The following is a 17,300-nucleotide window of genomic DNA, read 5'->3' as shown; positions in this document are numbered from 1 at the left end:
GGCCCCGTACGCGTCAGATGCGGTCGAGCACCCGGGCCAGCAGCGAGCCCATCCGGGTGGCCGAGTCGCGCCCCGCCTGGAGCACCTCCTCGTGGTTGAGCGGCTCGCCGCTCAGCCCCGCCGCGAGGTTGGTGACCAGCGAGATGCCCAGCACCTCGGCACCGGCCTCGCGGGCGGCGATGGCCTCCAGGACGGTGGACATGCCGACCAGGTCGCCGCCCATCACCCGGACCATGTTGATCTCGGCGGGCGTCTCGTAGTGCGGGCCGGTGAACTGCACGTAGACCCCCTCTTCGAGGGTGTCGTCGATCTCCTGGCACAGCGCGCGCAGCCGGGGCGAGTACAGGTCGGTGAGGTCGACGAAGTTGGCGCCGACGATCGGGGAGGACGCCGTCAGGTTGATGTGGTCGCTGATCAGCACCGGCTGACCGGGGCGCATGCCCTCGCGCAGACCACCGCAGCCGTTGGTCAGGACGACCGTCCGGCATCCGGCCGCCACGGCGGTACGGACCCCGTGCGCCACCGCGGCGACACCCCGGCCCTCGTAGAAGTGCGTACGGCCGAGGAAGACCAGCACGCGCTTCTCCCCGATCCGGTACGAACGGATCGTGCCGCCGTGCCCCTGGACGGCGGGGGCCGGGAAGCCGGGCAGCTCGGTCACCGGGAACTCGGCCTCCGGGGTGCCGAGCGCATCGCCCGCGGGCGCCCAGCCGGAACCCATCACGAGCGCGACGTCGTGGGTCTCGGCGCCGGTCAGCTCGCGCAGGCGGGCGGCGGCGTCGGCGGCGGCGGCGTACGGGTCGCCCTGGATCTGGTCCGGAATAACTGATGCGTTCACGCCGACGAGGGTAGCCGGTGATTCCCTACGCGCGTAGATGCCCTGGTACGGACTATCGCCACGACTGCTGGTGCGTTCCTACAAAAGTGCGGGCCGGGCGGTCAGCAGGGGCGCTTGCGCAGCTCCATCACATAGTCGTGCGGGGCGCCCGCGGACTCCGCCGCGTCGGCGATCTCGCCCAGGTAGCGGGCGGACGGCAGGCCGCCCTCGTACCCGTTCAGCACGTAGATCCAGGCCGGCTCCTCGCCGTCCAGGGTGTGCACCCGGATCCGCATCCGGCGGTAGACGTCGAGGCCGACGCCCTCCCACCGGTCCATGGAGTCCTCGTCCATCGCCGCCAGGTCGTACAGCGCGACGAACACCTGGGAGCGCGGTGCCTCCACGACGGTGGCGAGCGCGCCCTCCCAGCCCATCTGCTCCCCGCCGAAGGTCAGCCGCCAGCCGTTCAGCCAGCCGGTGCCGCGCAGCGGGGAATGCGGTGCGCGGCGCGTCATCAGCCGCGCGTCGAGGTTGCCGGCGTACGCGGCGTAGAGCGACATGGGTCCGAGGGTACGGGAGGGGACGGGGGGAACGTCGATTCCGCCGGGAAGACCACCCTCGGGATTGTCCTGCCTGCCCCGGACCGGCCCCGGCGCACGGATGGAGGGCCCCGGGGCGAAGCACCTTGGCGCGTGCGGGACAATGAAGTACGTACTGCATTCCCCGGGGGCGCTCCCCGGACCCCCGGCCGGGGCAGCAGACGGCCGCGGGATGACACACGCGAGGCGGACTTTTCGTGACCCGGATCGTGATCATCGGCGGCGGACCCGGCGGCTACGAGGCGGCGCTGGTGGGCGCCCAGCTCGGCGCGGAGGTGACCGTCGTCGACTGCGACGGCCTCGGCGGCGCGTCCGTGCTCACCGACTGCGTGCCCTCGAAGACCCTGATCGCGACGGCGGAGGTGATGACCACCTTCGACTCCTCCTACGAGGAACTGGGCATCATCGTCGCCGACGACACCCCGCCCATGGAGAAGGCCGCCCGTGTGGTCGGCGTCGACCTCGGCAAGGTCAACCGGCGGGTGAAGCGCCTGGCGCTCGCCCAGTCCCACGACATCACCGCCTCCGTCACCCGGGCCGGCGCCCGGGTGATGCGCGGCCGGGGCCGGCTGGAGGGCCTCCAGGCCGCCGACGGCTCCCGCACGGTCGTCGTGACCGCCGCCGACGGCACGGAGGAGCGGCTCACCGCCGACGCCGTGCTGATCGCGACCGGCGGCCACCCCCGGGAGATCCCGGACGCGCTGCCGGACGGCGAGCGCATCCTGAACTGGACCCAGGTCTACGACCTCGACGAGCTGCCCGAGGAGCTCATCGTCGTCGGATCGGGTGTCACCGGCGCCGAGTTCGCCGGCGCCTACCAGGCGCTCGGCTCGCGCGTCACGCTGGTCTCCTCCCGCGACCGGGTGCTGCCCGGTGAGGACCCGGACGCCGCCGCCGTGCTGGAGGACGTCTTCCGCCGCCGCGGCATGAACGTGATGGCCCGCTCCCGCGCCCAGGCCGCCAAGCGCGTCGGCGACCGGGTCGAGGTCACCCTCGCCGACGGCCGGGTGATCACCGGCTCGCACTGCCTCATGGCGGTCGGCGCGATCCCCAACAGCGCGGGCATGGGCCTGGAGGAGGCCGGGGTCCGACTCAAGGACTCCGGCCACATCTGGACCGACAAGGTCTCCCGCACCAGCGCCCCCGGCGTCTACGCGGCCGGTGACGTCACCGGGATCTTCGCCCTCGCCTCGGTCGCCGCCATGCAGGGCCGGATCGCGATGTACCACTTCCTCGGCGACGCGGTGGCCCCGCTCAACCTGAAGACGGTCTCCTCGAACGTCTTCACCGACCCCGAGATCGCCACCGTCGGCTACACCCAGGCCGACGTCGACGCCGGGAAGATCGACGCCCGCGTGGTCAAGCTCCCGCTGCTGCGCAACCCGCGCGCCAAGATGCAGGGCATCCGGGACGGCTTCGTCAAGATCTTCTGCCGCCCCGGCACCGGCATCGTGGTCGGCGGCTGCGTCGTGGCACCCCGCGCGAGTGAACTCATCCACCCCATCTCGATCGCGGTCGACAACAATCTGACGGTGGAACAGATCGCGAACGCCTTCACCGTGTACCCGTCCCTGTCGGGTTCGATCGCGGAAGTGGCACGGCAGTTGCACACCCGTAAGCAGACGGGCGAGGCGTAGGGCGCACCGCTCGACCGCCGGGAGGCCGCCGGGGAAGCCGCTGCTCAAGGGCGGCTTCCCCGGCGGCCTCCCGGCCGTTCCGGGGGTGCCCGGATGACCGTGTTCGATCGGTGTGGAGCAACAACGGGGCCGCGTATACCACTCGGTGACCTGTCGCATGCACAACTTCCGTTATTCGGTGCAAAGTGCTGAAAAGACTGAGGCGGTCACGTTACTGTCAGTTCCGTGTTCGCTGCAGAACGTCGTCAGTTGATCCTCGAAATGGTGCGCGCCAACGGGGCGGTATCGCTCCGTGAGCTCGCCCGCGTCGTCCAGACCTCCGAAGTGACCGTACGGCGGGACGTGCGGGCGCTGGAGGCAGAAGGACTCCTCGACCGCCGTCATGGCGGTGCGGTACTGCCGGGCGGTTTCACGCGGGAGTCCGGCATCCCGCAGAAATCCCATCTCGCCACCGCGGAGAAGACGGCCATCGCGGATCTGGCGGCCGGACTCGTCGAGGAGGGCGAGGCCATCGTCGTCGGCGCGGGGACGACCACGCAGGAGCTGGCCCGCCGGCTCGCGCGGATCCCCGGGCTGACCGTCGTCACCAACTCCCTGCTGGTCGCGCAGGCCCTGGCCCATGCCAACCGGGTGGAGGTCGTGATGACCGGCGGCACGCTCCGCGGGTCCAACTACGCCCTGGTGGGCAGCGGCGCCGAGCAGTCCCTCCAGGGGCTCCGGGTCGCGCGCGCCTTCCTCTCCGGCAGCGGGCTCACCGCCGAGCGCGGCCTGTCCACCTCCAACATGCTCTCCGCGAGCGTGGACCGGGCGCTGGTGCAGGCCGCCGCGGAGGTGGTGGTGCTGGCCGACCACACCAAGCTCGGCTCCGACACCATGTTCCAGACGGTGCCGACGGACCTCGTCACCCGCCTGGTGACGGACGAGCCCCCCGGCCACGACGACCGGGCCGCCACCGAGCTCCAGGCCCTCGCGGACCAGGGGGTGCAGATCGCGGTGGCCGGTGCGGCGGGCGGCCCCGGTGTGGCGGAGCCCCATGCGCACGGCCGACCGGGGAGGCGCGAGATGCCGCTGCCCGGTCAGCGCCGTACGGCGCACAGCGGCCCCGGCGGCCAGGGCCCCCAGCAGCTGCGGGGCCCGTCCGGGCTGGGCGACGGCCAGGGGGAGCGGTCCAGAGTGGCGGACCTGCGGCGCCGGTAGGGCGGGCGCGTCCGGTCGCCCGCGACGGTGGCCGGGCCCCTCCCGGGAAATTCCCCGATCGTCCGCCCCGTTCCGGAGCCCTGCGCTATACGTGGGGCGTGACTGTGCCACGAGACCTGAACGACGTACGTGACGAGCTGCGCACCGTTCTCGACCGGTGCGTGGAGTGGCTGCGCGCCGCGGCGGACGCCCCGGAGACGCCGGCCGCATGGCCGGAGGAGACCCGCGAGGACGCGCGCACGATGACCCGGCTGAGAACGCGTGCGGCCTCGACCCTGATCAACGTGGCGCTGCTGGGGTCCTTCTCGTCCGGCAAGAGCTTCCTGCTGAGCGGCCTGCAGGGCGGGCTCGAACTGGTCGAGGTGCCGACCGCCGACGGCCGGACGGCGGACAAGTTCGTCGGCCTGCTGCCGTCGTCCCCGGTGCCCACCACCGCGTGCCCCGCCAGTGTGGTCCCGGTGGACGGCCAGTCCGGCGTCGACGCCTCGGGCACCGGCTATCTGCGGGTGCGCTTCACCGACTCCGGCGAGGAGTGGGAGGACGTCGGGAACTCCCCGGCCCCCTCCGTGGTCGCCGCGTACGCGATGCAGGACGCGAGCATGACCGACCGGCTCCGCCCGCACCGCGGCCGCGAGGTGGCCGAGCTGGAGATCATGCTCGACAGCGCCCGGCTCCCGGCGAAGTTCCACGACCTGCCCGGCTACGGCTCCCCGAACCCGGTCCACGACATGATCGTCCGGACCGCGATGGCCGACGCGGACTGCTTCATGTACGTGTCCCACGCCAGCCGCACCTTCTCGGAGCGCGATCTCGACCTGATCCGCTTCCTGTACGACCACTACCTGCTGTCGGGGAAGCGGGTGGTGTGGGTGGTCACCGCCATCGACGCGGCATCCCATCTCGATCTCCGGGACATCCCGGAGTGGAAGGCGACGATCACCCGCAACAACACCTATCTGCGGGAGAACTTCACGCTGCCGACCGGGCAGCCGGACCTCGGGTTCATCGGCGAGGGCTTCCTGCCCGTCTCCCCGGCCCTGGAAGCACGCGCGGCCAAACTCGACGCGGAGGAAGCGCGGGAGGCGGCCCAGCGGCAGCGCGCCGAGAGCCGCATGGAGACCCTGCGCCAGGCGATCGAGGACCTGATCAGTACCGGTACCGGCGTCCGCCACATCGCCGCGGTGGCGCGGGAGGCCCGGATCCTGGTGGCCCCGCGCCACCAGGCGCTCGACCGGCGGCTGCGCGAGGAACGCCTGGAGATCGACGAGCTCAAGGAGCTGCTGAGGAGCGAGGAGCGGCGGATGGAGCTCCTCGACACCGCGGTGCCGCGCATGCGCGAGGAGCTGGAGCGCAGACTCCGCAACCGCATCGCGCGGGCCGTCCGCCCCTTCACCCGCCTGCCCGCCCACCTCCACGCCGAGCTGGACGACGTCATCCGGTCCACGGACCTCACCAAGCCCACCAGGGCGAACCAGGTCCAGGTGCGGAAGGCCCAGGTGCTCCACGCCTGGATCGAGGGGCCCGGCGGTCCGGCGACGCTGTGGACCGAGGAGTTCGAGGGCTTCAAGAAGGACCTGGTCCAGGCGGTGGAGCGGGTTTTCGGCGACAAGGACCTCGCGGGACGGCTTCCGGACTTCGCGCTCGACGTGAACAGCCTCCTGGAGCCTCCCCGGCAGGGCGGGCGGGCGGCCACCCGCCACGACGTGGTGCAGCGGGCCGCCGCGCTGGTCGGCATCGTCACCCCGGTCGCGGCCGGCGGAGGATGGCTCTACGGTCTGGCCACGGCCGGGACGCTCTTCCCGCCCGCCGGTTTCGTCGCCGGCATCGCCGCCATCGTCTTCCTCGGCGTCCAGCGCCGGAAGGGGCGGACCAGCTCCCTCCAGGTCCTCCAGGACGAGTGGATCGACGAGATGGAGGGCGAAGTCACCTTGATCGAGGAGCAGTTCACACTGGCGACGGGGGTCCGGGGAGCCGACCTCATCGACTACCTGATGGACAATCTGGTGCAGTACCGGCCGGGAGCAGCTCGAACAGTCCCGGGACCGGATCGGCGAGCGCATCATGAACCCCGAGAACCAGGTCCGGCAGGGCCTCGTCGACCAGTTGGAACCCCTGTGCGTCGAAGCGGCCGGGCTCGTCGGGGCGCTCCAGGCCCTGGAGGCGCCCTGACGGGGCGGCCGCCGACCGGAGGCGGGCGGGTCAGCAGCCCGTCTCCGGGTTCGCCCCCTTCAGCCCCTGCACGGTCAGGGTGAGCAGACGGTCCGCCAGCCCGGGGTCGTCCGGAGACTCCTCGGCGGCCAGCGCGATCGCGTTGGTCAGCCGCATCAGGTCGTCGATCGACACGTCGGGCCGCACCGCCCCGTTCTCCTGCGCCCGGGCGAGCAGGGCCGCCCCCGCCGCGCGCATCGGCACATTGCACTGCGACAGGGCCGAAGTCTCGTCCCGGGAGGCCGACATGAGCGCCTGGGCCAGCCCCCGGTAGGTGCCCGCGTGCGTGATGATCGCGCCCAGCCACTCCATCAGGGCGTGGCACGGCCTCGGTGCCTCCACGAGCTCCTGGGAGCGGGCGAGCAGGGACGCCAGGGCGTCCTGGAACACCGCGCTCATCAACGCGTGCCGGTTCGGGAAGTGCCGGTACAGCGTGCCGATGCCCACCTCCGCGCAGCGTGCGATGTCCTCCAGGGAGGCATCGGTGCCGTGCTCCGCGAAGGCGGCACGGGCCTCGGCCAGCAGCCGGTCGTAGTTCCGCCGCGCGTCGGCACGCATGGGGCGGGGTGGCCGTGTCCATGTCGCGGTGGTCGCCATGCGGGTGCTTCTCCCATCGTTCGCCTGTGATCCAGGATGCCATCACGCCCGGGCCGGTGGCGGGCAGCCCGTGAAGGCCGGGAGGCCCGGCGGGCCGGGCGCACGCGGGAAACGGAGAGGGAAAGCCCGGGGCCCCTGCCGGTGGTCGTACGGACCGGCAGGGGCCCCGGGGAGGAACGGACGGGTCGGGACCCGGTCAGTCCTTGATCTCGCAGATGACGGCGCCGGAGGAGACCGAACCGCCGACTGCGGCGGCAAGGCCCTTGACGGTGCCGGAGCGGTGCGCGTTCAGCGGCTGCTCCATCTTCATGGCCTCCAGGACGACGATCAGGTCGCCCTCCTGGACCTCCTGGCCCTCCTCGACCGCGACCTTCACGATCGTGCCCTGCATCGGGGAGGCGAGGGTGTCGCCGGAGGCGGCCGCGGCGCTCTTCCGCGCGGCGCGGCGCTTGGGCTTGGCACCCGCGGCGAGGCCGGTGCGGGCCAGGGACATGCCGAGGGAGGAGGGGAGGGAGACCTCCAGGCGCTTGCCGCCGACCTCGACGACGACGGTCTCGCGGCCGGTCTCCTCGTCGGTCTCGGCGTCGGCGGTGGCGGTGAAGGGCTTGATCTCGTTGACGAACTCGGTCTCGATCCAGCGGGTGTGGACCTGGAACGGGTCGCTGGTGAAGGCCGGGTCGGCGACGACGGCGCGGTGGAACGGGATGGCGGTGGCCATGCCCTCGACGTTGAACTCGGCCAGGGCGCGGGCGGCACGCTGGAGGGCCTGCTCGCGGGTCGCGCCGGTCACGATCAGCTTGGCGAGGAGCGAGTCCCAGGCCGGGCCGATCACGGAACCGGACTCCACGCCCGCGTCGAGGCGGACACCGGGGCCGGTCGGCGGGGCGAAGACGGTGACGGTGCCGGGGGCCGGCAGGAAGTTGCGGCCCGGGTCCTCGCCGTTGATCCGGAACTCGAAGGAGTGCCCGCGCAGGGCCGGGTCGTCGTAGCCCAGGGCCTCGCCGTCGGCGATCCGGAACATCTCGCGGACCAGGTCGATGCCGGAGACCTCCTCGGTGACCGGGTGCTCGACCTGGAGGCGGGTGTTGACCTCCAGGAAGGAGATCGTGCCGTCCTGCCCGACCAGGAACTCCACCGTGCCGGCGCCGACGTAGCCGGCCTCCTTGAGGATGGCCTTGGACGCCGCGTACAGCTCCGCGTTCTGCTCGTCGCTCAGGAACGGGGCCGGGGCCTCCTCGACGAGCTTCTGGTGGCGGCGCTGGAGCGAGCAGTCACGGGTGGAGACGACGACCACGTTGCCGTGGGTGTCGGCCAGGCACTGCGTCTCGACGTGGCGCGGCCGGTCCAGGTAGCGCTCGACGAAGCACTCGCCCCGCCCGAACGCCGCGACGGCCTCGCGGACCGCGGAGTCGTACAGCTCCGGGATCTCCTCCAGCGTGCGCGCGACCTTCAGCCCGCGCCCGCCGCCGCCGAACGCGGCCTTGATCGCGATCGGCAGTCCGTGCTGCTCGGCGAAGGCGACGACCTCCTCGGAACCCGCCACCGGGTCCGGCGTACCGGCCACCAGCGGGGCACCGGCGCGCTGCGCGATGTGCCGGGCCGCGACCTTGTCGCCCAGGTCCCGGATGGCGTGCGGCGGCGGGCCGATCCAGGTCAGCCCCGCGTCCAGCACCGCCTGCGCGAATTCCGCGTTCTCCGACAGGAAGCCGTAGCCCGGGTGGATCGCGTCCGCGCCGGAGTCCTTGGCCGCCTGCAGCACCTTGGCCATGTCCAGGTAGCTGGCGGCCGGGGTGTCACCGCCCAGAGCGAATGCCTCGTCGGCCGCACGGACATGCAGGGCGTCCCGGTCCGGGTCCGCGTAGACGGCCACGCTCCCGATCCCGGCGTCCCGGCACGCCCGAGCAACACGGACAGCAATTTCGCCACGGTTGGCGATGAGCACCTTGCGCACGATGGCTCCCTCCTTGAAACAAGCTGAGTTTAGGGACTACCGACACGGCCCTACGACCCGTCCCCACTGGTGAGCTTGCCCACACGGAGCGTGATTCGAGGCTTGCTCAGGTCGAAAAATCCCTTGTGGCACCACGGTACGCCGGGATCCATGACCGCACAGTAGCCACAAGGTGTGGTCCAGGTCTCTGTTCGTGCGACCTGCGACTCTCCGCATTTCTTTGTTGAGTCTCCACTAATGGCCGAGTGATTCTTTGCCCGTCGCCCGAGAGTGGCGCACGGGGCGGACGGGGCGCGCCCGGACGCGGGGTGCGCCAGGTGCTGCACAGAAGTGGCGATCGCCAAACTCTTGTACGAAGCATTACCCGTTAGTAGGGTCCGCGCTGTCGCACGTACTGCAGGTAACGGAGGGGTGGGCGTCGTGGTGCGCAGACCGGTGGCGGTCGTGGCCGCGCTCGTGCTGTTCGCGGAGGCCGTGGGTGTGGTGCTGATCAACAGCATCCTGGCGACCGTCGTCGAGAACCAGGACATGTCGCTGGCCGGGGCGGATCCCGCCGTCATGTCCCGGTCCACCTGGGCGATGGGCGGCGGTGCCGGCTGCTATCTGCTGCTGTGCGGGGTGTTCCTGCTGCTGGCCGGGGTCCGCGACCGGGCCCCGGGCCGGTTCGCCCGGGTCCTCCTGATCCTCTGCGCCGTGGTGCACGGGGTGCTGGGCGCGCTGACGGTCGGGCTGGTCGGCTGGGGCGCGTTCGCCTTCATGATGGTGGTGCTGGGGCTGATCGTGCTGACGCTGGTGGCCTACGGGACCGGCGCCGCCGGCACACCCGCAGCCGACGCACCCGCCGCCGGCACTCCTGCCGACGCCGCTGGAACGGACGCCCCGGCGACGGCCTGAGGCCGGGGCAGGTCCGGGGCTTCGCGGGACGCGGCTCAGGCGGTCCAGAGCTCGGTGACGGAGATGCCCAGCTCGCCCAGGAGGCGGCGGAGCAGCGGCAGCGAAAGCCCGATGACGTTGCCGTGGTCGCCCTCGATGGCGTCGACGAACGGGGCGGAGCGGCCGTCCAGGGTGAAGGCGCCCGCCACGTGGAGCGGCTCGCCGGTGGCCACGTAGGCGGCGATCTCCGCGTCGGTGGGTTCACCGAAGCGGACGGTGGTGGAGGCGGTCGCGGAGACGGTGCGGCCGGTCGCGGTGTCGGTCACGCAGTGGCCGGTGCGCAGCACCCCGGCCCGGCCGCGCATCGACTTCCAGCGGGCGGTGGCCTCCTCGGCGTCGGCCGGCTTGCCGAGCGCCTCGCCGTCCAGTTCGAGTACCGAGTCGCAGCCGACGACCAGGGCGCCGGCCGCTTCCGGGCGGCCCGCCACCGCGGCGGCCTTGGCCTCGGCGAGCACCAGCGCCAGCGCGGCCGGGTCCGCGGCGCTCAGCGCGTCCTCGTCCACCCCGCTCACGATCACCTCGGGTGCGAAACCCGCCTGCCGCAGCAGACCGAGACGGGCGGGGGAGGCGGAAGCGAGCACGAGACGGCGCTGATCAGTCATACGCGCCATCGTAGAAGAGCCCACCGGGCCGGAAGGGCCGGGCGGGGGCGCCGGACGCTCAGCGCAGCCCGGCCACGAACATGCCGATCACCATCGCGAGCGCGAGCAGCAGCCCCGCGCGACGCATCATGTCCTGGGCGTCGCGCAGTTCCTTGGGGGGCTTGTTCTCGGGGTCGGACCACAGCATGGAAACGATCCTGCCCGCCCCCGCCCCCCGTACGCCTGAGTACGGGTACTCAGGCGTACGGACGCGTCGTCCTATCCGGGCCAGTACGTCCGGGCCCAGGCCCGCGGCCCCGGCAGGTGCCGGGTGGACCGGGCGATGCGCCCCGGGTCGGACCACTGGCCGGGCAGCGCCGGACCGGCGCCCGGCGCGGCGGTGTCGGCCTCGGCGGCCGACGCCGTCCGCGCCCGCACCACCGCCAGCGCGGCGGCCAGCTCCTCGGGGGTCGGGTTGCCCCGTACGACCTTGATCATGGCCAGGACCCTTTCTAGAGAGGGATGTTGCCGTGCTTCTTCGGAGGCAGCGACTCCCGCTTGGTACGCAGCTGGCGCAGCCCCTTCACGACGTGCGCGCGGGTGTCGGACGGCATGATCACCGCGTCGACGTAGCCGCGCTCGGCCGCCACGTACGGGTTGAGCAGGGCGTCCTCGTAGTCGGCGATCAGCTCGGCGCGGGTGGCGTCCTGATCCTCGGCGGCGGCGATGGTGCGCCGGTGCAGGATGTTCACCGCGCCCTGCGCGCCCATCACGGCGATCTGCGCGGTCGGCCAGGCGAGGTTGATGTCGGCCCCCAGGTGCTTGGAGCCCATGACGTCGTACGCGCCGCCGAACGCCTTTCGGGTGATCACCGTGATCAGCGGGACGGTCGCCTCGGCGTAGGCGTAGATCAGCTTGGCGCCGCGCCGGATGATGCCGCCGTACTCCTGGTCGACGCCGGGCAGGAAGCCGGGGACGTCGACGAAGGTCAGCACGGGCACGTTGAAGGCGTCGCAGGTGCGGACGAAGCGGGCGGCCTTCTCGCTCGCGTTGATGTCCAGGCAGCCGGCGAACTGCATGGGCTGGTTGGCGACGATGCCGACCGGGTAGCCCTCGACGCGCCCGAAGCCGGTGATGATGTTCGGCGCGAACAGGGCCTGGGTCTCCAGGAACTCGCCGTCGTCCAGCACGTGCTCGATGGCGGTGTGCATGTCGTACGGCTGGTTGGCCGAGTCCGGGATGAGGGTGTCGAGCTCGCGGTCCTCGTCCGTGGTGGCGAGGTCCGCCGTCTCGGGGAAGGCGGGCGCCTCGGACAGGTTGTTCGAAGGCAGGTACGACAGCAGCGACTTGACGTACTCGATGGCGTCCTTCTCGTCGCCCGCCATGTGGTGCGCCACCCCGGAGGTGGTGTTGTGGGTGCGGGCGCCGCCCAGCTCCTCGAAGCCGACGTCCTCACCGGTGACCGTCTTGATGACGTCGGGGCCGGTGATGAACATGTGCGAGGTCTGGTCGACCATGACGGTGAAGTCGGTGATCGCGGGGGAGTAGACCGCCCCGCCCGCGCAGGGGCCGACGATCAGCGAGATCTGAGGGACGACACCGGAGGCGTGGACGTTGCGGCGGAAGATCTCGGCGAACAGGCCGAGCGCGGCGACACCTTCCTGGATGCGTGCGCCGCCTCCGTCGTTGATGCCGATGACCGGGCAGCCGGTCTTCAGCGCGAAGTCCATCACCTTGACGATTTTCTCACCGTAGACCTCGCCGAGCGAGCCGCCGAAGATGGTGAAGTCCTGCGAGTAGACGCAGACCGGGCGGCCGTCGACGGTGCCGTAGCCGGTGACGACACCGTCGCCGTACGGGCGGTTCTTCTCGATGCCGAAGTTGGTGGAGCGGTGCCGGGCGAATTCGTCGAGCTCCACGAAGGAACCCTCGTCCAGCAGCAGGTCGACCCGTTCCCGCGCGGTCAACTTGCCCTTGGCGTGCTGCTTCTCCACCGCGCGCGCGGACCCCGCGTGCGTCGCCTCGTCGATACGGCGCCGCAGGTCCGCGATCTTGCCCGCGGTGGTGTGGATGTCGGTCTCTTCCGGCTCGGACATCGGGTGACGGCTCCCTGCCTGGTCACGGGGGACGGCTGCGCTGCTGACCGGATGGTGGACACCCGTCGGCCAGCTGCTGAACACCTACTGATCCGTAGCGTATCGGCGCGGATACGGTTCGGCAGTGCGTCGTTTGCCACACCTAGTCTGGCTTGCATGACACCTTCGGATACGCCACGCAGCCGCTGGTCCGACCTGGACCGGCCGCCCCTCAACGTCCCCGCGCTGCGCCGCGGGCTGCTGGTGCCGGGCGGTCTGTGGACCGCGCTCGACGTGGTGGAGAGCACCGGCTCCACCAACTCCGACCTCGCCCGCCGGGCGGCCGGGGGGCTCGGCGAGGGCGCCGTGCTGGTCGCCGAGGAGCAGACGGCGGGGCGGGGACGGCTCGATCGCACCTGGACGGCTCCGGCCCGTTCGGGCCTGTTCTGCTCCGTCTACCTGGAGCCGGCCGACGTCCCCGCCGAGCGGTGGGGGTGGCTGCCGCTGCTGACCGGGGTCGCGGTGGCGACCGGGCTGGCCCGGGCGGCGGGCGTCGACACGGCGCTGAAGTGGCCCAACGACTTGCTCGTCACGGTGGAGGGGGTGGAGCGCAAGGCGGGCGGCATCCTGGCCGAGCGCGCCGGGAACGGCGTCGTCGTCGGTATGGGCCTCAACGTCTCCCTGCGCGCCGAGGAGCTGCCCGCCCCCACCGCCGCCTCGCTGGCCCTGGCCGGGGCCGTCTCCACCGACCGCGAGACGCTGCTGCGCGGCGTGCTGCGCTCGCTGGAGCACTGGTACGGCCAGTGGCGCGCGGCGGGCGGGGACGCGGCGGACAGCGGCCTCCAGGAGGCGTACGCGGCGGGCTGCGCGACCCTCGGCCGGACGGTGCGGGCCCAGCTGCCCGGGGACCGGACGCTCGTCGGCGAGGCCGTGGCGGTCGACGGCGACGGGCGGCTCGTGGTGGCCGCCGGGGACGGCTCGCGGGAGGCCGTGTCGGCCGGGGACATCGTCCACCTGCGGGGAGTGGCGGGCGGCCTGGTCTGAGACGGCGCCCACGGGGGCGTCCGGGGGCTCCCGGGACGCCCCTGGGAGTGAATCCGGGCCCGCCCGGAGACCCGTCACCGGCCGGAACCCCCTGTCCCGGGGGCCGCCCGGGAACATTCCGGGACGCCGCTCGGGCGTGAGCCACGGCACACCTGCCGTATCGTTGACTCGATCCACCGGCGGACAGATCGGCAGGGCAGTGCGCAGGGAACGGGCAGGAGGCGGCTGGTGACCGTCGACGACACGACCTCCGGTGCGGGCTCACAGCCCCCGTCGGAACCCTCGGTCCACCCGACACCGCATCACGAAGTCGACCATACGGCGGAGCCGACCGACGACCCCCTCGCGATCCGGCTGGAACAGCTGATCCTGGGCGCCGACCGTCGCTACACCCCGTTCCAGGCGGCCCGGACCGCCGGGGTCTCGATGGACCTGGCCTCCCGGTTCTGGCGGGCCATGGGCTTCGCCGACATCGGACAGGCCAAGGCGCTCACCGAGGCGGACGTGCTGGCGCTGCGGCGGCTCGCGGGCCTCGTCGAGGCGGGGCTGCTCAGCGAGCCGATGGCGATCCAGGTGGCCCGGTCCACCGGGCAGACCACCGCCCGGCTCGCGGAGTGGCAGATCGACTCCTTCCTGGAGGGGCTGACCGAGCCGCCCGAGCCCGGAATGACCCGGACCGAGGTCACGTACCCGCTGGTCGAGCTGTTGCTGCCGGAGCTCCAGGAGTTCCTGGTCTACGTGTGGCGGCGCCAGCTTGCCGCCGCCACCGGGCGGGTCGTGCAGGCCGCCGACGACGAGGAGATGGTCGACCGCCGGCTGGCCGTCGGCTTCGCCGACCTCGTCGGGTTCACCCGGCTGACCCGGCGGCTGGAGGAGGAGGAGCTCGGCGAGCTGGTCGAGGCCTTCGAGACCACCGCGGCCGACCTGGTGGCCGCGCACGGCGGCCGCCTCATCAAGACCCTCGGCGACGAGGTCCTCTTCGCCGCCGACGACGCGGGCACCGCCGCCGAGATCGCGCTGCGCCTGATCGAGGCGATGACCCAGGACGAGACGATGCCCGCCCTCCGCGTGGGCATCGCCTTCGGCACCGTCACCACCCGGATGGGCGACGTCTTCGGTACGACGGTGAACCTCGCGAGCCGGCTGACGTCGATAGCGCCGAAGGACGCCGTGCTGGTGGACGGCGCCTTCGCCGAGGAGCTGACCCGCACCGGCGAGGCCCCGGCCTCCGAGGTGGCGGCGGCGGAGCAGGCCGCGGTGGCCGAGAAGGAGCGCCGCGAGGGCGGCGAGCCGGCCGCCGTGCCGACGTACCGCTACGGGCTCCAGCCGATGTGGCAGCGCCCGGTGCGCGGGCTCGGCGTGGTGGAGCCCTGGCTGCTGGCGCGGCGGACGACCGGTTCCTGAGCCCGGTGGGCCCCGCCGCGAGGTACTTGTCGGGGACGCGCCATAGGATCCCTCCGGTAACGCTCGTTAACCGGAGGGGTTGAGGTCATGGCCGTCACGTCCGAGCAGCGGTTCGGGGAGTTCGTCGTCGTACGGGTCCACGAGGGGCAGGAGCACGTCGCCGAGCTGGTGCTCGACCGCCCGAAGGCGATGAACGCCGTGTCCACGGACATGGCCCGTTCGATCGCCGCCGCCTGCGACGCGCTCGCCGCCGACCCCGGCGTACGCGTCACCGTCCTCACCTCCAGCCATGAGCGGGCCTTCTGCGTGGGCGCGGACCTGAAGGAGCGGAACTCCTTCACCGACGCCGACCTGCTGCGCCAGCGCCCCACCGCGCGGGCCGCGTACACCGGGGTGCTCGAACTGCCGATGCCGACCGTCGCCGCCGTGCACGGCTTCGCGCTCGGCGGCGGCTTCGAGCTGGCGCTCTCCTGCGATCTGATCGTCGCCGACCGCACCGCCGTGGTCGGGCTGCCCGAGGTGTCGGTCGGGGTCATCCCGGGCGGCGGCGGTACGCAGCTGCTGCCCCGGCGGGTCGGCGCGGCGCGCGCCGCCGAGCTGGTCTTCACGGCCCGGCGGCTGGAGGGGGCCGAGGCGCACGGCCTCGGGCTGGTCGACGAGCTGGTGGAGGCCGGGCAGGACCGGACGGCCGCACTGGAGCTGGCCGGGCGGATCGCCGTCAACTCCCCGGTGGGGCTGCGGGCGGCCAAGCGTGCGCTGCGGCTGGGCCAGGGCCTCGATCTGCGGGCCGGGCTCGAAGTGGAGGACGCCGCCTGGCGGTCGGTGGCCTTCTCCGGCGACCGGGCCGAGGGGGTCGCCGCGTTCAACGAGAAGCGGAAGCCGAACTGGCCCGGTGAGTGAGGCGACTCCCCCCTCGGTGTCGCGCTGCGTGACCGTACCGGCGCGAAGGTCACGGAGTGTGCCGTCGCCGTCGGCCGAATCCGCGCAAAGATACATAAGCTGTAGCGATGGGTGAGGATGCACGGCTGCGGGCCGTGGTGACGCTGGCGCAGACGATGGCGGCGGCACACACCCCGCGGGGTTCGTGGCGGGCGGCCGCGCTGGGCGCGTGCGAGGCTCTGGGCGGCAGTTTCGCCGCGCTCTCGGTGTGGGAGCGCGGCCCCGGTCGGCTGCGCGTGCTGGTGAACGCGGGCGAACGGGCCGAGGGGGAGGAGGAGTTCCCCGAGGAGGAGGTGTACCCGGTGCACCGCTTCCCGGAGATCACCGAGTTCCTGCACGAGCGGTGGGCCGGGGGCGGCGAGCCGGACGCCTGGGTGGAGACCGCGGACGGCCCGGTGGGCGGGGTGCCGGGCGCCGGGCGCGAGTACGGGAGCGGGTACGGGCGCGAGCGGGTGGCCGCGCTGCGGCGGCGCGGGCGCGGCTGCTGCGTGGTCGCGCCGGTCGTGCTGCACGGGCGGGCCTGGGGCGAGCTGTACGTGGCGCGGCCGCTGGGGGCGCCGGTGTTCGACCGGGCGGACGCGGCCTTCGCGACCGTGCTGGCCGCGGTCGTCGCCGCCGGGATCGCCCAGTCAGAGCGGCTGGAGGAGGTGCGCAGGCTCGCCTTCACCGACCCGCTCACCGGCCTGGCCAACCGCCGCGCCGTCGACGTCCGGCTGGAGGAGGCGGTGGAGCGGCACCGGGCGGACGGCTCGGTGGTCAGCCTGGTGGTGTGCGACCTCAACGGCCTCAAGTGCGTCAACGACACCCATGGCCACGCGGTGGGCGACCGGCTGCTGGAACGTTTCGGCTCGGTGTTGTCGCGGTGCGGGGCGATGCTGCCGGGGGCGCTGGCGGCGCGGCTCGGCGGGGACGAGTTCTGCCTGCTCGCGGTGGGGCCCGAGGAGGACGAGGTGATCCGGGTGGCCACCGAACTCTGCGACCGGGCGGCCGAGTTGGAGCTGGGGAACGGGGTGGCGTGCGGGATCGCGTCGACCGGGGACCCGGTCGGGCCGGTGGTGTCGGCGCGGCGGCTGTTCCGGCTGGCGGACGCGGCCCAGTACCGGGCCAAGGCGGCGCGCGCCACGGGGCCGGTGGTGGCCGGGCGGGACGACGAGGCGATCCGGCTCGCGGACGCCCCGCCCCAGCACGGCCACGACCGCCGCCACCTGCGCGGCAGCCGCCCCTGACGCGCCGCTCCGGTCGGCGGGCGCCCCCTCCGGCAGGTAAGGGGTCGACCGGGCGACCGCTAGTGACATGAAGGGATTCAATCCGTACGCTG

The 17,300-nt window shown here is 72.7% G+C and carries 16 protein-coding genes; 8 read left to right on the top strand and 8 right to left on the bottom strand.

Annotated features, from left to right (window positions below; translation table 11 throughout):
* Nucleotides 1–13: 13 nt before the first annotated feature.
* Nucleotides 14–838, bottom strand: coding sequence for a purine-nucleoside phosphorylase (locus tag ACIQGQ_RS01595; RefSeq protein ID WP_352273471.1), 825 nt, complete (start codon nucleotides 836–838; stop codon nucleotides 14–16).
* 101 nt (nucleotides 839–939) lie between these two features.
* Nucleotides 940–1,377 carry a gamma-glutamylcyclotransferase gene (locus ACIQGQ_RS01590; RefSeq protein ID WP_352273470.1) on the bottom strand — a complete coding sequence of 146 codons (438 nt, stop codon included), beginning with the start codon at nucleotides 1,375–1,377 and terminating at the stop codon, nucleotides 940–942.
* Nucleotides 1,378–1,613: 236 nt separating this feature from the next.
* Here ACIQGQ_RS01590 and ACIQGQ_RS01585 point away from each other — a divergent pair, with 236 nt between their 5' ends.
* The 3 genes from ACIQGQ_RS01585 to ACIQGQ_RS01575 all read left to right on the top strand — a co-directional run bounded on the left by ACIQGQ_RS01585 (nucleotide 1,614) and on the right by ACIQGQ_RS01575 (nucleotide 6,502).
* Entirely contained in the window at nucleotides 1,614–3,053 is a 1,440-nt protein-coding gene (locus tag ACIQGQ_RS01585) for an NAD(P)H-quinone dehydrogenase (protein ID WP_402389316.1), read from the top strand.
* A 225-nt stretch (nucleotides 3,054–3,278) separates the two neighbouring features.
* Nucleotides 3,279–4,250: a DeoR/GlpR family DNA-binding transcription regulator gene (locus ACIQGQ_RS01580; protein WP_402389313.1), complete on the top strand. Its 972-nt coding sequence runs from the start codon at nucleotides 3,279–3,281 to the stop codon at nucleotides 4,248–4,250.
* Between the two features lie 98 nt (nucleotides 4,251–4,348).
* Nucleotides 4,349–6,502, top strand: a complete 2,154-nt coding sequence (locus tag ACIQGQ_RS01575; RefSeq protein WP_402389310.1) for a hypothetical protein — start codon at nucleotides 4,349–4,351, stop codon at nucleotides 6,500–6,502.
* Here ACIQGQ_RS01575 and ACIQGQ_RS01570 read toward each other — a convergent pair.
* On the bottom strand, nucleotides 6,450–7,055 hold the full coding sequence (locus ACIQGQ_RS01570; RefSeq protein WP_402389307.1) for a TetR/AcrR family transcriptional regulator: 606 nt from the start codon (nucleotides 7,053–7,055) through the stop codon (nucleotides 6,450–6,452). The two genes, ACIQGQ_RS01575 and ACIQGQ_RS01570, sit on opposite strands and share 53 nt — an antisense overlap.
* A 196-nt stretch (nucleotides 7,056–7,251) precedes the next feature.
* Nucleotides 7,252–9,006 carry an acetyl/propionyl/methylcrotonyl-CoA carboxylase subunit alpha gene (locus ACIQGQ_RS01565; RefSeq protein WP_402389304.1) on the bottom strand — a complete coding sequence of 585 codons (1,755 nt, stop codon included), beginning with the start codon at nucleotides 9,004–9,006 and terminating at the stop codon, nucleotides 7,252–7,254.
* Nucleotides 9,007–9,417: 411 nt separating this feature from the next.
* Between ACIQGQ_RS01565 and ACIQGQ_RS01560 the strand changes: the two genes are divergently transcribed.
* Nucleotides 9,418–9,900 (top strand): hypothetical protein, encoded by a 483-nt coding sequence (locus tag ACIQGQ_RS01560; RefSeq protein WP_402389302.1) that lies wholly within the window; start codon nucleotides 9,418–9,420, stop codon nucleotides 9,898–9,900.
* Between the two features lie 35 nt (nucleotides 9,901–9,935).
* Here the strand turns inward: ACIQGQ_RS01560 and ACIQGQ_RS01555 are convergent, their stop codons facing one another.
* The 4 genes from ACIQGQ_RS01555 to ACIQGQ_RS01540 all read right to left on the bottom strand — a co-directional run bounded on the left by ACIQGQ_RS01555 (nucleotide 9,936) and on the right by ACIQGQ_RS01540 (nucleotide 12,616).
* Nucleotides 9,936–10,550: a nucleoside triphosphate pyrophosphatase gene (locus tag ACIQGQ_RS01555; RefSeq protein WP_402389299.1), complete on the bottom strand. Its 615-nt coding sequence runs from the start codon at nucleotides 10,548–10,550 to the stop codon at nucleotides 9,936–9,938.
* Between the two features lie 49 nt (nucleotides 10,551–10,599).
* On the bottom strand, nucleotides 10,600–10,728 hold the full coding sequence (gene mmpB, locus ACIQGQ_RS01550; protein ID WP_352273462.1) for a morphogenic membrane protein MmpB: 129 nt from the start codon (nucleotides 10,726–10,728) through the stop codon (nucleotides 10,600–10,602).
* 71 nt (nucleotides 10,729–10,799) lie between these two features.
* Nucleotides 10,800–11,018 (bottom strand): acyl-CoA carboxylase epsilon subunit, encoded by a 219-nt coding sequence (locus tag ACIQGQ_RS01545; protein WP_402389296.1) that lies wholly within the window; start codon nucleotides 11,016–11,018, stop codon nucleotides 10,800–10,802.
* Between the two features lie 14 nt (nucleotides 11,019–11,032).
* Nucleotides 11,033–12,616, bottom strand: coding sequence for an acyl-CoA carboxylase subunit beta (locus tag ACIQGQ_RS01540; protein WP_366295229.1), 1,584 nt, complete (start codon nucleotides 12,614–12,616; stop codon nucleotides 11,033–11,035).
* 156 nt (nucleotides 12,617–12,772) lie between these two features.
* Between ACIQGQ_RS01540 and ACIQGQ_RS01535 the strand changes: the two genes are divergently transcribed.
* The 4 genes from ACIQGQ_RS01535 (at nucleotide 12,773) to ACIQGQ_RS01520 (ending at nucleotide 17,208) form a co-directional block, all read left to right on the top strand.
* Entirely contained in the window at nucleotides 12,773–13,639 is an 867-nt protein-coding gene (locus ACIQGQ_RS01535; protein WP_402389293.1) for a biotin--[acetyl-CoA-carboxylase] ligase, read from the top strand.
* A 228-nt stretch (nucleotides 13,640–13,867) separates the two neighbouring features.
* Complete coding sequence (locus tag ACIQGQ_RS01530) at nucleotides 13,868–15,043, top strand: adenylate/guanylate cyclase domain-containing protein (RefSeq protein ID WP_366295233.1); 1,176 nt, start codon at nucleotides 13,868–13,870, stop codon at nucleotides 15,041–15,043.
* A gap of 87 nt (nucleotides 15,044–15,130) precedes the next feature.
* Nucleotides 15,131–15,943, top strand: a complete 813-nt coding sequence (locus ACIQGQ_RS01525) for an enoyl-CoA hydratase/isomerase family protein (protein WP_402389289.1) — start codon at nucleotides 15,131–15,133, stop codon at nucleotides 15,941–15,943.
* A gap of 107 nt (nucleotides 15,944–16,050) precedes the next feature.
* Nucleotides 16,051–17,208, top strand: a complete 1,158-nt coding sequence (locus ACIQGQ_RS01520; protein ID WP_402389286.1) for a diguanylate cyclase domain-containing protein — start codon at nucleotides 16,051–16,053, stop codon at nucleotides 17,206–17,208.
* The last annotated feature ends 92 nt before the right edge of the window (nucleotides 17,209–17,300 follow it).

Source organism: Streptomyces sp. NPDC092952 (assembly GCF_044754785.1).
Taxonomy (GTDB): Bacteria; Actinomycetota; Actinomycetes; order Streptomycetales; family Streptomycetaceae; genus Streptomyces.
The sequence above is the reverse complement of the archived record's forward strand: the minus strand, read 5'-3'. Positions and strand labels throughout refer to the sequence as shown.